Here is a 15062-nt window from a genome sequence, read left to right as displayed (position 1 = left end):
TTAATAAATGTCATTTTCATTTTTTCAATCAAAGATCAAGCAAAAAGTAAGGTATTTAAAATTCCTGAAAAAATCAATAAACCAAAACAGATTGCCTGAAATGTCAAGAAGACTGCAAATGCGTGTGTCAACTTGTTTGCAGGTAACTGACCTTTGTGCTTGCGCTTGAAACGAATCCACGCGTCGGTTAGGCAAATCAAAGTTGCATGGTAAATCCCATAAGCAATGTAAAACCAAGTTAACCCATGCCAGACACCCATGATTAGAAATAGCACAAAGTATCCAACATTAGAGGCGACGATTTTACTTTTAAAAACTTTATTCTTCATCAAGAAAAACATCAGGCGCATATAAATATAATCTCTAAACCAAAAAGATAACGTCATGTGCCAACGATTCCAAAACTCTTTGATATTCCAAGATAAAAACGGTTTGTTAAAGTTGATTGGTGTTTCATAGCCCATAAGATAACTCGTACCAATCGCAAACAAACTGTACCCAGCAAAATCAAAGAATAGGTACAAACTATAGACATACATGTAACCAAGTAACGCCCACGAAATCCCGCCATTATGAATCACCATATGTTTCAACTCTGGTTCGAGGATTTGCCCTAAGTAATACCCAATAATAAATTTGTAAAGAAAACCAACAAAAATGTTTTGGACACCTTTTCCTAACAGTTCAACATACTTTTCAACATTTGGTGCTTGCAATTCGTCTTTTTCAAACCGACGATAGCGGTCGATTGGTCCTGATGAAATAGTTGGAAAAAAAAGCAAAAATTGAATATAACGTAGCGGATGATACTCTTTGATCATGCCATCGCGAATTTCCATAATCATCTGAACGGATTTAAAAGTTAGATATGAAATTCCTAAAAATCCGATGAATGAAATTGGTTTGTTTGTCAGTAATGGCATGATTTTAGTAATCGTCAAAGGTGCAATTGCCAAAAATACTGCCAAGTAAAACCAACCTGTTTCATTCTTTTTCTGTCGATAGTTGAAATAAAGCCACACTAAAACGACTTGCCAGATAACATAGCCAAACAAAGCCACTCCTTGCCGCCAATCTGCCCCACCAAAGCTAATGAATAAGAAAAAGAAAGTGACAATTGCTTGATAAATCGGTAATCGCTTGTTCCGCACGAGTAAAGAAAAAATGATCGGTGCTAATGCCACCAACAATAGCAAAAAGTAGAGTGGTTGCGCATAAGGAATCATGTGAGGGATCGTCATGTTGGATTCACCTCAGCAAGTAATTTCTTACGATCGATTTTATCGTTTGGTGTTTGTGGCAATTGTTCAAGATAGTTGATTTTTTGTGGAATCATGTACTCCATCACCGATTTTCCTAGCTCTTGCTTGATAGCTTTCGTCAACTGAAACGATGGCTCGATTTCTTGTTCTAAAACGATGAACGCTACCAACTGCTGAACCTTGGCTCCTTGATATTTAGGTACCACTACTGCTTGTTTAATAGTTGGATTCATTCCTAAATAATGTTCAATGTCACCAAGTTCAATTCGATAACCATGTAACTTGACTTGAAAATCCAAACGGCCTTCATACAAAAGCATGCCATCTGCAGTCAAACTTCCTGCATCGCCTGTTCGGTAGCTTGCCTGATTTTCATATTCAAAGAATGCTGCTTCCGTTTTTTCTGGGTTATTCAAATAACCTTTTGAAACGCTCGGCCCTGAAATAATGATTTCACCTGTTTCTCCAACTGTACAAGGCTGATCTTCTGCAAAAATCGTAACTTTTGTATCTGATTTCACTTTTCCAATTGGAATCCGTTCATACATATCCAACACCGCTTGCGTAACTTGAACACTGGAAATCGCAACTGTAGCTTCAGTTGGACCATAGGTGTTGTAAATTGCTGCGCTTGGGAATCGTTTCAATAACTCTTGCGCTGTTTTTTTCGTCAGCTCTTCTCCACAAAAAATAAATTGCTTCAACTCAGGAACATGCTGTTCATCAAATTGCGGTTCCATCAAACAAATATCTATGAAGGAGGGTGTCGAAACCCATGTTTCCAATTTTAACTGTGGCAAAGTCTGGAATAATTGCTTGAAATCTTGAATAATTGCTTTTGCCAATGGAACAAGTATTCCGCCAGAAACCAATGCAGGATAAATGGAGAAGACTGATAAATCAAATGAAAAGGGCGCTTGCGCTAAAAAACGCATGCCAGGATGGATAGTAAAATCAGTTAATGTCCATTCCACAAAACTTTTTAAATTATCGTGACTGATTTGAACGCCTTTTGGCTGTCCCGTTGTTCCTGAAGTAAAAATAATATAAAAGTTTTCTGTCATTTCTACTGGATGACTAGGCTGAAATGAAACTTTTTCCTCAACAATAGAAACAAACTCTTTTTTTGTTAAAACTGGCTGTTGATTCAACACTTCTGGCCACTCACCTAAACCTACAACCAAGGTCGGTTGCGCCACCATTAAAATGGCTTCGATTCGTTCTTGGGGTGTCTGCTCTTCAATTGGCAAATACGCGTGTCCCGCTTTGACAGCTCCTAAAAAAGCAACCAGCATTTCAAATTCTAAATTACCAAATACGACGATTGGTTCTCTATCATCTATATTGACTTCCAAATAATGTGCAAATGCATCAGATGCTGCTTTCAATTTTCCATATGTGTACTCTTCATGCGCTGTGCGATAAGCCACGCGTTCAGGCTCAGTTATGCCCCAGCGATCGATTGCTTCAATGATTGTGCTAACGTTCATGATGTCCCTCCTAAAACTCATTGTAGATAAAGGATCCTCCTTGGATATTTTTATAGTGATACAAATAAATCAATGCAAGGAATATCAAACCATAAAAAAGGGTGCGAATGAAAAATTTCCCCCAATAATTAACTTGAGGTTGTGCCCACCACTTCTTCATCAAAACACCTCCATATCAAACTTCTACAGAAATTTTAACGATTTTTCGTCTAAGGGAACATCTATCTAGCTTACGATAAGCGATTTCAGGCTAACACTTTTGTCACAAGATTGAAAAATAAGGATTCTGTACAAAGAAATAAATAGCAATTGACAGAAATTTTTTCATTTACTTCAAAAAAATTTAATTTTTGTCATTTCCCACACGAACAGTTTCTTCCTCTTCTTCTATTCGTCGAACAAAAAACAGCACTCCTACCGACTGTCCATCGATAAAAGTGCTGTGAGATTCGTTTTATATTTTATTCTTTGATAATTCGATAGTACCAACGACAAGTAATCACATAGAGCAACATATAGACAACTACTAACAATCCACAGACAAGATAAGCAAGCCAGTAATCCGCCGTCTTAATATATTGAGCGAAGACATTGATTGCAAAAACAGCATGTAAAATACCTAAAATCATTGATGGGAAAAAAGTAATCGCATTTTGACCATAGATCATCAAACTTACTCTTTTTTGTGGAATACCTAATTTCGTAAGTAAATGATAATTACCTTTTTCTTCCTCCGCTTCTGCTAACTGCCGGACCATTAAGATACTACCAGTCGTAATAACAACAATCATCCCAACAAATAGCGAAACAAACGTGTAACTACCCGTTTGACGATAAACTGAACGCATCTGTGGATACCTTGCTGTAAAATTCAAGCGCGCGGACTGCCCTGTTTCTTTACTTGTATCAGTAAAATCTTCCGTTGAACTATCCTCAAATCCCTCGTCATCTTCTGTCGTTTTTGCAACGATTTCTCCAGACAATTTTTGCTGCTCGATCTCATATTGATACTCAACAGAATGATTCCAATTAATTTCAACTTTCCGATCCAAAATCTCATTGATTGCTTCATTATTTCCACCAGTTACATTCCAATGAACAACTTGATACGCTGCGCCTTGCGTTGCTTGATAAATTTTTTCACTGACAATTAGCGTTGGGCCACTATAGCGCATCATGCTTTCACCTAGCATGTCCGGACGAATCGATTGGATTTTCAAAGCCGTTTGATTCGGTAGATAGATTCTTTTCCCGTAAATCGAGATATTTCTCACTAAAGACTGGATCTCATCCAATAATATAGTGTGGTTATCTGACTTCAACTGGATCTTTGGTAATCGAGGATTCATTTTTCGGAAGTTTTGATATTCTTTTTCTGTAATTAAATTTACCAATTGAAACTCTTGCCCGTCTTCTACCTGCCCTAAACGAAAATCATGTACACTTCCAACTACTTTATAGTTCAAAACCATTTCTTGGGTAATTTTTTGCTTTTCTTTGGCCAAAATCGGCGCAATAAACTCCGCTGTCTGAGCGTCCAATTGATAATCTGTTGCATTCTCAATATCCGTTGTATGAATAACTAAGGTAGCTAAAGAAGTTACACCACCAATAGTTGCTAAAGAAACACCTAAGATCAATGTAATCAAGGAACTTGTTCGCCACCCCTTCATCAAATGAATCTGTGTATTGCCAATCATCAACAAATTGATTCCACGGTAACCAACCCTCCATTTGCTCAAACTATTCAGTAAGAAACGTAATGAAAAACAGAAAAAGAGATACGTTCCAATCACACATAATAAAAAAATTAAAAATGGATAACTAAAAATCAAGCCAAACTGAGCGCCATTTTCTACTAACCACGTTAAATACTCGCGAAAATGAATTGCGCCAAAATAACCGCTTGTCAATAGAAACAATCCGATGATGCCCAGCAAACGGTGTCTGGTTCGTAAACGCATTTTTTTACTAACTACTCGCTCTGCATTTCCAAAACTTTGGATCATTGGGTAACGCCAAATTTTCCAAGTAGAATGCACCGACACAATCAAAATAATCAGAAAAAATACAACCAATGTATCAACGATGGACGACCAAGCAACAAAAAATGGACTATCGATTTGCATTCGCATCATTCGAACTAAAATCATTTGAAAAAGTTTTGAAAAAACAATCCCTAACAAAATACCTGTCACACAAGAGAATAGACCAATTACCATCGTCTCAATCAGATAGATCGAAGAAATTTGAAACTTACTTACCCCAAACAATTGATAGATAGCAATTTCTTTTTCACGACGATTTAGAAAAAAACGATTCGCACTATAAACAAAAAATAGTAACACCAACGTAATCATAAACGTTCCAAAACCGAGTGCACCATCAATCGATCCGTCTTGACTCGCACGGCGAACTAACGATTGATCGTACGTCATCGAATTAAAAGAATAGTAAATCATGACTGAAAAAGTCAGACTAAAAAAATAAATCAAGTACCCCCGCGACTGTCTAAATAAACTTCTGGCAGCCAACTTATATAGCATTGATCTTGCCACCTCCCCCGATTGTCGCTTGCATATCGATCACTTTTTCAAAAAATTCACTTCGCGAGCCGCGACGAACAACTTCAGAAAAAATCACACCATCTTTGATAAATAAAATGCGATTACAATAACTTGCGGTATAAGGATCATGAGTTACCATTAACACAGTTGCCTTTTCTTTTTGATTCATCAATGTTAAATAATTTAATAATTCTGTTGCTGACTTTGAATCAAGTGAGCCTGTTGGTTCATCTGCAAAAATAACTTTTGGATGAACAACTAAGGCACGTGCCGCCGCAATTCGTTGACGTTGCCCGACCGATAATTCATCTGGATAGCGTTTCATGATTTCTTCAATGTCTAGCAATTGTGCAACATGTAAGACACGCCGCTCCATTTCTTCTTTTGGCATCCGTTCCACTGCTAAAGGCAATAAAATATTATCTTTGGCATTCAATGTATCAACTAAGTTAAACTCCTGAAAAATAAAACCTAATTGCTTTCGTCTAAAATCACTAAGCTGACTACTCTTCATTTTAGTGATTTCTTTTCCTTCAATCGTGACACTTCCCATAGTTGGCAAACTGATCGTCGATAAGATATTCATCAAAGTTGTTTTCCCTGCACCACTTGGACCCATAATTCCTACGAATTCTCCTTCGTCCACAGTAAAAGAAAGATTGTCTAGTACTTTGACGGGCGCTAATTTATTTCCATAAATTTTACTGAGATGCTTCACCTCAATCATTCGTTCCATATGTTTGCCCTCCTAAAATATTCCTCACTACTTTTATTATACTTGCATCGTAGCATAGTCTTTTGTTTTTTTCTCTTTAGTTTTTGTCACTTTGAGCAAAAAAAATGTTTTTTTATTTTTTTTTTGCTTTTTTTATTCATTTTATAAATCCTGTGTTTGCACGTTTTCACTTTTTTTCACAAAGGAATATACACCATATATGGTATATTCACTTGTTTATACATCAAATAACCCCCTACATATAGTTGCCCGTTTTATTAATTTGTTTTATGATAGACAAGAAGAATTTAGTAGGAGTTGAGAAGATGAAGGTAAACTATAAAGAAATGCCAGCCAACGAAGTACAATCACCCACAATCAAAATCATTAAACGTGATGGTCGTCACGTCGACTTTGATGAACAAAAAATCAATGAAGCATTAGTCAAAGCTGAGAAGAAAATTCATGGCTCTTTGTCTCCCCTTGCCTATGAACGGATTCAGTCAATCGTTGACTTAGTTGTCGCCGAAATCAAGAGCCGTTTTGTTGAAAATGTCAAAATCTATGAAGTTCAAAATATCGTTGAGCACATTCTACTTGAAAAAAATGAATATGAACTTGCTGAAGAATATATCCGTTATCGTACACGACGTGATTTTGAACGTAGCAAAGCAACTGATATCAACTTTTCCATTGAAAAATTGATCAACAAGGATCAAACAGTTGTCAATGAAAATGCGAATAAAGACAGTAATGTTTTTAATACGCAACGTGATCTGACTGCTGGAATCGTTGGTAAGTCAATTGGTTTGAAAATGTTACCTCCTCATATTGCCAATGCCCATCAAAAAGGCGATATCCATTATCATGATTTGGACTATCATCCATATACACCAATGACCAATTGTTGTTTGATTGACTTTAAAGGCATGTTAAATAATGGTTTTAAAATTGGGAATGCTGAAGTTGAATCACCAAAATCGATTCAAACAGCAACTGCCCAAATCTCACAAATCATCGCCAATGTAGCTTCTAGTCAGTATGGTGGTTGTTCGGCTGATCGCACAGATGAACTACTTGCGCCATTTGCTGAATTAAATTATCAAAAACATTTAAAAGATGCACAAGAATGGGTCGAAACAACAGAACGACAAGAAGCTTACGCCAAAGCAAAAACAAAAAAAGATATCTTTGATGCAATGCAAAGTTTAGAATATGAAATCAATACCTTGTTTACCTCTAATGGACAAACACCTTTCACCTCTCTTGGCTTTGGACTTGGTGAAAATTGGTTTGAACGTGAAATTCAAAAGGCTATTTTACAAATTCGAATCAATGGACTTGGAAGCGAAAAACGAACAGCCATTTTTCCAAAACTCATTTTTACACTCAAAGCTGGCGTGAATCTTGCGCCAACGGATCCAAACTATGATATTAAAGAATTAGCTTTGGAATGTGCAACCAAACGGATGTACCCAGATATTTTAAATTATGACAAAATCGTTGAACTAACAGGTAGTTTCAAAGTCCCAATGGGTTGTCGCTCATTCTTACAAGGATGGAAAGACGAAAATGGAACAGAAATCAATGTGGGGCGCATGAATCTAGGTGTAGTCACGCTAAACTTACCTCGAATTGCAATGGAAGCAAAAGGAAGTCAAGAAAAGTTTTGGCAACTATTAGCTGATCGTCTTGAAATCATGAAGGATGCCTTGGTTTATCGCGTAGAACGTTGTAAAGAAGCTATCCCTGCAAATGCGCCAATTCTATATATGTACGGGGCTTTCGGTAAACGTCTTTCACGTACAGATGCTGTGGATGAACTCTTTAAAAATCGTCGGGCAACTGTTTCCCTTGGCTACATTGGATTGTATGAAGTAGCCTCTGCTTTTTACGGTGGCGAATGGGAAACAAATCCGGAAGCAAAAGAATTCACTTTAGCTATTCTTAAAAAGTTAAAAGCCAATGCAGATCATTGGGGCGATGAATATGGTTATCACTTTAGTGTCTATTCAACACCAAGTGAAAGTTTGACCGATCGTTTCTGTCGTTTAGATACGGAAAAATTTGGTCTCGTCGATAATATTACAGATAAAGAATATTACACAAATAGTTTCCATTATGATGTTCGCAAAAATCCAACACCTTTTGAAAAACTTGATTTTGAAAAAGATTACCCACAATATTGTTCTGGTGGGTTCATCCACTACTGTGAGTATCCAATGTTGCAACAAAATCCAAAAGCATTGGAAGCTGTTTGGGATTTTGCTTATGACAAAGTTGGCTATCTTGGAACAAACACACCAATTGATCATTGCTATGAATGTGGTTTTGAAGGTGATTTTACCCCAACAGAACGTGGCTTTGAATGTCCTGAATGTGGTAACCATGATCCAAAAACTTGTGACGTGGTGAAACGGACTTGTGGTTATTTGGGTAATCCTCAAGCTCGCCCAATGGTTCATGGACGTCATAAAGAAATTTCTTCTCGTGTAAAACACATGAAGTAATCCACTAACTTAGTGTAAAACTGAAAGTTGTGATAAAAGTCAAATTACTTTTTGTCACAACTTTTTTGATAAGCACTTTTCTACTAACACTTAAACTGCTTTGTTAGCTAGAGTACAAGAACTTATATTATAGGAGAAAGAAGTGTTTTGATGAGAAATCCAAAACCAAAAGAATGGTTAGCTGAAGAGTATAGTCAAAATTATATTGCTGACTATAAAGCATTTAATTTTGTCGATGGTGAGGGCGTCCGGAATAGTTTGTACGTCAGTGGTTGCCTATTTGCTTGCGAAGGTTGTTTCAATAAAGCAGCTCAAAATTTCCACTATGGGAAACCATTCACTCAAGAACTAGAAGAAAAAATAATTGAAGATCTACGCCATGATTATGTTCAAGGTTTGACTCTGCTTGGTGGTGAACCTTTTTTGAATACAGATGTTTGTTTGCAAGTTGTTCGCCGAATCCGTCAAGAGTTTGGTCATGCGAAAGATATCTGGTCTTGGACTGGTTATACGTTTGATGAATTGTTACAAGATTCTGAAGACAAGTTAGCTTTGTTAGCAGAAATTGATATCTTAGTCGATGGTCGTTTCGATCTTTCTAAACGTGACTTGAAGCTACAATTTCGTGGAAGCAGTAACCAACGAATTGTCGATGTTCAAAAATCTTTAGCACAAAAGAAAGTAGTTATCTGGGAAAAATGTTTCGATGCTACTCAAACATACGAACAGATCAAAAAACAAGACCTAATCTAACAAAAAGAACACCCGCTACTAAAATTGATCATTCAATCAATTCTGGTAGTGGGTTTTTGTTTTTCTAAATTGAATCTTTAAAAAATATTTTCTGAAAGATAAATTCTGAAAGGTACTGAATCAGTCCTTCCCAATTTTTTTCATCATAAATATTATTAAAATAAAATCGTTCTGCCTTTACCTCTACACCTTCGTAAACATCAGAAATAATCAAGTCTGCTTCTTCTGGATCTTCGACAATTCGTAAAATATCCGCATTAAAAACTTCTTGGATACCATTCTTAATCAAATAACCATTACCAATTGCTCCATTATTCATCACAAATACCTTGACGTGAGGTGTTGATGTATTCAAATCATAAATATAAAAAAGCAAGTGAGCCAGTTGTTCACTCGCTAATGTGGATAATTGTGTAAATTCCTGATAGCTGGTAATGAAATGTATTAGTTTATGCCGAAAAAGTTCAAAATTGCGATTTTCCTTAACTATTCGTTCATTTTTCTGAATCGAATTTTCAAAATATTCGTCTACTTCCATGTGAATATGTTTACAGTAAATAAGAAAACATAGCAATAAGTAATAAGATTCATCATACATTTCTTTCCGATACTCAAAGCCAAACTGTTGATGAAAATCATTTAATATATTCTCTGTCAATCGAGCAACTGTTAATGTTGATTGCTGATAATCTTTGACAATTTTTCGTCTCATTTCTGGTGTATCAACATCAAAAACCAAACCTCGAATAAAAAAACTCAAAGCCATTGACTCTTTTACTAATGTAGCTTCATCTACTCGGAATCCCTCTAGATTCAAAAGGTTTTCGCCACGATAAAAAAATTGAATATCTACCAGATATTCTTCTGGTACATCTAACTCTTTTTTTCGATTGGTAATCCGAAAACAAGTAATTGCCTGTATCATTCTGATTTTCATTTTTTGTGAGAAAGTCAGATTTTTCTTGATTCCCATATTCTTCTTCAAGTATTCAATATCTAGAAATTCTGGAAGTACACGCGGTGAAAACGGATTTTCTGTACTCGTTTTAAAAACATTCCAGTAAATCAGATAACAGAAGTAACGAATACCAAATTCACTACCTTCTAAATTACCAAATTCACTTAAATAAATCGTTCCATCAAATTTTTTTAAAATCAATTTGATCATTGATAAGCTTTTATAAACATGTGGTGTACTGAGATTCAAGTCAATTGATAATTGATCCACCGATAAGTAACTTTTAGAAAAAAGTGCTGTTAAGACTTGGAAAAGTGAACTTTCTTTGATATATAAAATTCTTAGTTGATCAATCGTGTACCCAATCGTATATTCAATTGAACGCGTGATCATTAGATTACCAAACGAATTGTATTGGATCATCACACCCATTTGGAAAATCGTCTGCAAATCATTTTCTAACTCATTCATATAGCGTCTAAATGTCGTTTTGCTCAAGAAAAACTCGTTCATTATTTCTTCTTCTGTTCGACCATTCTTAGAAAAGAGTAAAAATTTATAGATTGCTAGTTTTCCTTCATTTTTTTTATTCAAAAAAAGCTCATACATGTTTATCTCCTCCAAGTACCATTTATTCTAACAATTCTCAAGTAAAGTTTTCCTCGATAATTGTTAAGATCCGGGCAGAAGAGTGCCCGTCTCCATACGGGTTTTTAGCTGTTGCCATTTCATCATATGCTTGTGGATCTAAGATCAACTTTTCTGTTTCTAGTAAAACATTCTCTGTCTCAGTTCCTATGATTTTTAAAGTACCCGCAGCCACTCCTTCTGGGCGTTCCGTTTCTTGGCGTAAAACTAAAACAGGTTTCTGTAATGAAGGAGCTTCTTCTTGTACACCACCTGAGTCTGTTAGAATCAAATAACTTCTAGCAGCTAAATTATGAAAATCAACCATGTTCAATGGTTCGATGAGATGCACTCGTTCCACATCAGCTAAATATTGCTCAGCGATTGACTGAACTTTTGGACTAAGATGTACAGGAAACACCACTTCAAACTCAGGATGGCGTTCTACTAATTGTTTGATTGCTAGAAAAACGTTGACCATCGGTTGTCCTTGATTTTCTCTGCGATGCATCGTCAATAAAATAAACTTATGATCTGTATTTAACTTTGTTAAGATTTCGTGGGTATAGTCTGGTGTAATAGAGTAGCTCAAAGCATCAATCACTGTATTTCCTGTAACAAAAATACGATCAGCTCGATGATTTTCTTTTAGCAAATTTTCTTTACTTATATTTGTTGGAGCAAAATAAAAATCACTTAACACATCAGTTAGTTGGCGATTCATTTCTTCAGGAAACGGACTATATTTATCCCAAGTTCTCAAGCCGGCTTCTACATGCCCAATTGGGATTTGATGATAAAAAGCAGACAAGCTAGCGGCAAAAGTCGTTGTTGTATCACCATGGACTAAAATGATATCCGGTTGTTCTATCATTAGTATACTGTCTAATTCAGTAATAATTCCAATAGTTATATCTGCTAATGTCTGATTTTTATTCATCAGAGCTAAATCATAATCTGGTTTTACTTCAAATACTGATAGAACTTGATCCAACATTTCCCGGTGTTGCCCAGTAACAACAGTAATTCCTTTAAATTTTTCTTGATGCTTTTCGATTTCTTTTACAATTGGTAACATTTTGATTGCTTCGGGACGTGTACCAAAAACGGTCATGATTTTAATCAAATTTAACTTCCTTTCTAAATTGACAAATAAAAAAAGCCTAGTAGTAAAACAACTACTACAAGAAATTCTAAGTTTTTTATCCATTTTTTCTTCATTCAGCAGCCTCCTCTTTTGTTCGATCGAATGTTGCCTTATGAACTGTTTTATTCCATTTATTTTGTGGTTTGAACCATGTACAAAATCCTACTAGTTGGGCAGCCATGTAAGTGATTGAATTATAAATAAAGGCAATAACTAAGCGGATGAAAAAAATAATTTTTTTGATGATTCCCTTTTCATCTGCAAAATATTCTTTTGCTTCTTCAGAAAAATAGACGATTGGGATAATCAAGAAATTCAATGCTTCAATGCTCAACCAGAATGTTAATAGCGAAAATAAATTTGGCAAGTATTCTAAAATTCGTTTGTCAATCAAACTTAAAAATAAAATCACTAGCATTGCTACCGGTCTCACCATAGAATAAGAATAAAAAAGTGTTTCTACTTTACTTAAGAGTTCAGTTAAACTTTTTGATTTGAAAAGTGAAAGAATCTGTCGCCAAGTTGTTGTAAATGCAACATACCAGTGTCCTTGTGCCCATCGTGTTCGTTGATGATGGCTTGCAATCAAGGAGTCAGGCTTTTCATCGTGAACAACCGCAAAGTGATTCCAACCGCTGCGTTTCCCGGCAATCGAAAGTTCAACTTGTAATTCAAAATCCTCCGTATAGCTTCGCGGATTCCACCCATGTTCTGCTAAATAATTGGTATCAAGAATAAACCCTGTCCCGCCAATAGCTGCATTCCATCCTAATAAATAGTTTGCTGCTTGAACAGCACGATTTGTAATAAAATACACTGCAGCGTAGCCAGAAGCTGTAATTGAGGAACGAACGTTTTTCATGCCTAAATATCCTTGAATAACAGTTAATTCTGGATAAGCTATAATCTGTGAATTCATTTCTCTTAAGTAATTTGGATCAACAATATTATCGGCATCAATAAATGCAATGTAATCATAAGATTTCCAATGGTTTGTTTCTACATATCGAGCAATTGCATGTGGCTTACCTCGTGGATCTTCTGGTCCAGAAACATTTTCAAAAACAGTTGCTCGTGGATAAGATTGGACGACATCAATCGTTTGATCTGTACAGTTGTCCGCAATCACTACGATATCAAATAATTTTGGGTCATAATTCTGATCTACTAAGCTTTTGACCGTGGGACCAATCACAGCTTCTTCATTATGAGCAGGTACGACGAAGACAAATCTCTTTTGATCTAGTACTAATTTATAGTCACGTCTTGGTTTTTTTAACCCGAAAATGGAGAGCGTGGTAAAATAAATCAAGTTGGCAAAAACAATAATGACCATGAAAATTGCTAGCCATTTCATTGGTAAAAACGCATAATTTGGTAGGTTAAACATTCTTTCTCCTCTTTCTTTTCATAGAAAAAGAGTTGTGACAAACGTCTTGTCGCAACTCTGCGAATAAATCTTTTTATTCATTTTATTAGCTAAAACTGTGAACAGTCATTGCTCTACATCGACACATAAAATCCTTTTTATCCACATGTTTACTTATTTCATATACTGAATCTCTATAAACATTTGCTTATTTCAGCAAGAAATAGAGCAAGACAATTCAAAAATAAGGAAATATTTTTGAATTGTCCGGCTTACTTCTACTATATGGTTACTTCAATTAGTCTTAAAATAACTATACTAGTGGATGTGTGAAAACTTCAGTTCCATCTTCTGTTATTAAGGAAATCGTATAATCATATTGACTTTGATCACGGAATTCGATTGGGATGATTGCTTGGAATGTATCATCATCAGCAACACCGGTCGGAACACCCCATGAATCTGGTGCGGCTTCGAGTTCTGCTTTTTGATAGACTTCTTGACCTTTTTTGTCAGTAATCTGTAATTTTTTAGTTGTGCCTTGATGCGCAACGTTCATGAAGTAACCATCAAAAACTAATTGATCTTCATCATTCCAATATTTATTAAACAAATGAACTTCTTCTGTCTCACTTGAAGTTGACACATTGAAACCTGGAGTGTTATTGATGACACCCGGTTTGATGGTATTTTGTTTTAACGTTACTTGTTCTAAATCATTGAAATCATTATGGATAGGACCCATTCGTGTCATTTGTGGTTTGATTTGTAATGGTAATTCGTCCATTACTTGTCCATCAATTGTCACGCGCATACCAATCGTGTAATTTCCAGCTACTAATTCACCTAATACATCATTGTCGACAATGACTTGATACCCATTGTATCTCGCTGGATCGTACCAGTTATGGTTAGCTGCTGGCATTTCTTTGACGACTTTACCTGATTCATCGTAGATTAATCCTTGTTTTTGAATATGAGAAGCATCAGATAAATCCCAATCTTCATTGTCAATCTTCCCTTCAAAAACTAGACCATAATTACGCCAATACCCCTTGTCAAATTCAGAAATCGTAGGATGTTTGATGGATTGAACGACTTGTTCAACTGTTTTACTTGATTTATCTTCTTTACCTGCTTGATGACCAACGACTTGGACGGCTACTTTGTCTCCTTCATTTAAGGTCGTGCCTTCTGGTAAGTCCATGCTGAATTCTTTACCGGCTTCCACTTTGATCGTTCCGATTTCTTTGTCGTTCAGTGTCGCTTTTAATTCATACGTGCGTCCTGCTTCAACATCTTGTTCGTTTACGTTCCCTGTCAATTTTGTATCTGTTGTTTTGACTTCGTTCAACGTTGGCGCATTTACTTGCCAGTCTGACCAGTTGGTTCCATCAACTACAGTTTGTTTCGCTTGTTCACTCACTTTGTCTTCTTTACCTGCTTGATGACCAACGACTTGGACGGCTACTTTGTCTCCTTCGTTTAAGGTCGTGCCTTCTGGTAAGTCCATGCTGAATTCTTTACCGGCTTCCACTTTGATCGTTCCGATTTCTTTGTCGTTCAGTGTCGCTTTTAGTTCATACGTGCGTCCTGCTTCAACATCTTGTTCGTTTACGTTCCCTGTCAATTTTGTATCTGTTTTTTTGACTTCGTTTATCGCT

Annotated in this window: 11 protein-coding genes; 2 read left to right on the top strand and 9 right to left on the bottom strand. The window is 36.0% G+C overall.

What is annotated here, in order from left to right; translation table 11 throughout:
• Nucleotides 1-35: 35 nt before the first annotated feature.
• The 5 genes from dltB to DOK81_RS01965 all read right to left on the bottom strand — a co-directional run bounded on the left by dltB (nucleotide 36) and on the right by DOK81_RS01965 (nucleotide 6055).
• Nucleotides 36-1241, bottom strand: coding sequence for a D-alanyl-lipoteichoic acid biosynthesis protein DltB (dltB, locus tag DOK81_RS01985; RefSeq protein ID WP_206907611.1), 1206 nt, complete (start codon nucleotides 1239-1241; stop codon nucleotides 36-38).
• Entirely contained in the window at nucleotides 1238-2752 is a 1515-nt protein-coding gene (gene dltA / locus DOK81_RS01980) for a D-alanine--poly(phosphoribitol) ligase subunit DltA (RefSeq protein ID WP_206907610.1), read from the bottom strand. The genes dltB and dltA overlap by 4 nt, the downstream gene beginning before the upstream one ends.
• Nucleotides 2753-2762: 10 nt before the next feature.
• Complete coding sequence (locus DOK81_RS01975; protein WP_206907609.1) at nucleotides 2763-2912, bottom strand: teichoic acid D-Ala incorporation-associated protein DltX; 150 nt, start codon at nucleotides 2910-2912, stop codon at nucleotides 2763-2765.
• A 301-nt stretch (nucleotides 2913-3213) separates the two neighbouring features.
• Nucleotides 3214-5298, bottom strand: a complete 2085-nt coding sequence (locus DOK81_RS01970) for an ABC transporter permease (RefSeq protein ID WP_206907608.1) — start codon at nucleotides 5296-5298, stop codon at nucleotides 3214-3216.
• Nucleotides 5288-6055 carry an ABC transporter ATP-binding protein gene (locus tag DOK81_RS01965; protein ID WP_206907607.1) on the bottom strand — a complete coding sequence of 256 codons (768 nt, stop codon included), beginning with the start codon at nucleotides 6053-6055 and terminating at the stop codon, nucleotides 5288-5290. The genes DOK81_RS01970 and DOK81_RS01965 overlap by 11 nt, the downstream gene beginning before the upstream one ends.
• 305 nt (nucleotides 6056-6360) lie before the next feature.
• Here DOK81_RS01965 and nrdD point away from each other — a divergent pair, with 305 nt between their 5' ends.
• Entirely contained in the window at nucleotides 6361-8544 is a 2184-nt protein-coding gene (nrdD, locus tag DOK81_RS01960) for an anaerobic ribonucleoside-triphosphate reductase (protein WP_206907605.1), read from the top strand.
• Nucleotides 8545-8694: 150 nt separating this feature from the next.
• Nucleotides 8695-9297, top strand: coding sequence for an anaerobic ribonucleoside-triphosphate reductase activating protein (gene nrdG / locus DOK81_RS01955; RefSeq protein WP_206907603.1), 603 nt, complete (start codon nucleotides 8695-8697; stop codon nucleotides 9295-9297).
• A gap of 64 nt (nucleotides 9298-9361) precedes the next feature.
• Here the strand turns inward: nrdG and DOK81_RS01950 are convergent, their stop codons facing one another.
• From DOK81_RS01950 to DOK81_RS01935, 4 genes are all read right to left on the bottom strand, one after another.
• Nucleotides 9362-10864, bottom strand: coding sequence for a helix-turn-helix domain-containing protein (locus DOK81_RS01950; protein WP_206907601.1), 1503 nt, complete (start codon nucleotides 10862-10864; stop codon nucleotides 9362-9364).
• Between the two features lie 37 nt (nucleotides 10865-10901).
• Nucleotides 10902-11996, bottom strand: a complete 1095-nt coding sequence (wecB, locus tag DOK81_RS01945; RefSeq protein ID WP_277988506.1) for a UDP-N-acetylglucosamine 2-epimerase (non-hydrolyzing) — start codon at nucleotides 11994-11996, stop codon at nucleotides 10902-10904.
• A 103-nt stretch (nucleotides 11997-12099) separates the two neighbouring features.
• Nucleotides 12100-13419: a glycosyltransferase family 2 protein gene (locus DOK81_RS01940; protein ID WP_206907597.1), complete on the bottom strand. Its 1320-nt coding sequence runs from the start codon at nucleotides 13417-13419 to the stop codon at nucleotides 12100-12102.
• Nucleotides 13420-13711: 292 nt separating this feature from the next.
• Nucleotides 13712-15062, bottom strand: a 1351-nt coding sequence (locus DOK81_RS01935) for a hypothetical protein (protein ID WP_206907595.1), incomplete at its 5' end; no start/stop codon positions are given.

The sequence above is a fragment of the Enterococcus sp. DIV0660C genome, assembly GCF_017316125.1.
Lineage (GTDB): Bacteria > Bacillota > Bacilli > Lactobacillales > Enterococcaceae > Enterococcus_B.
Note: the sequence above shows the minus strand (reverse complement) of the source record. Positions and strands in the feature narration are given on the sequence as shown.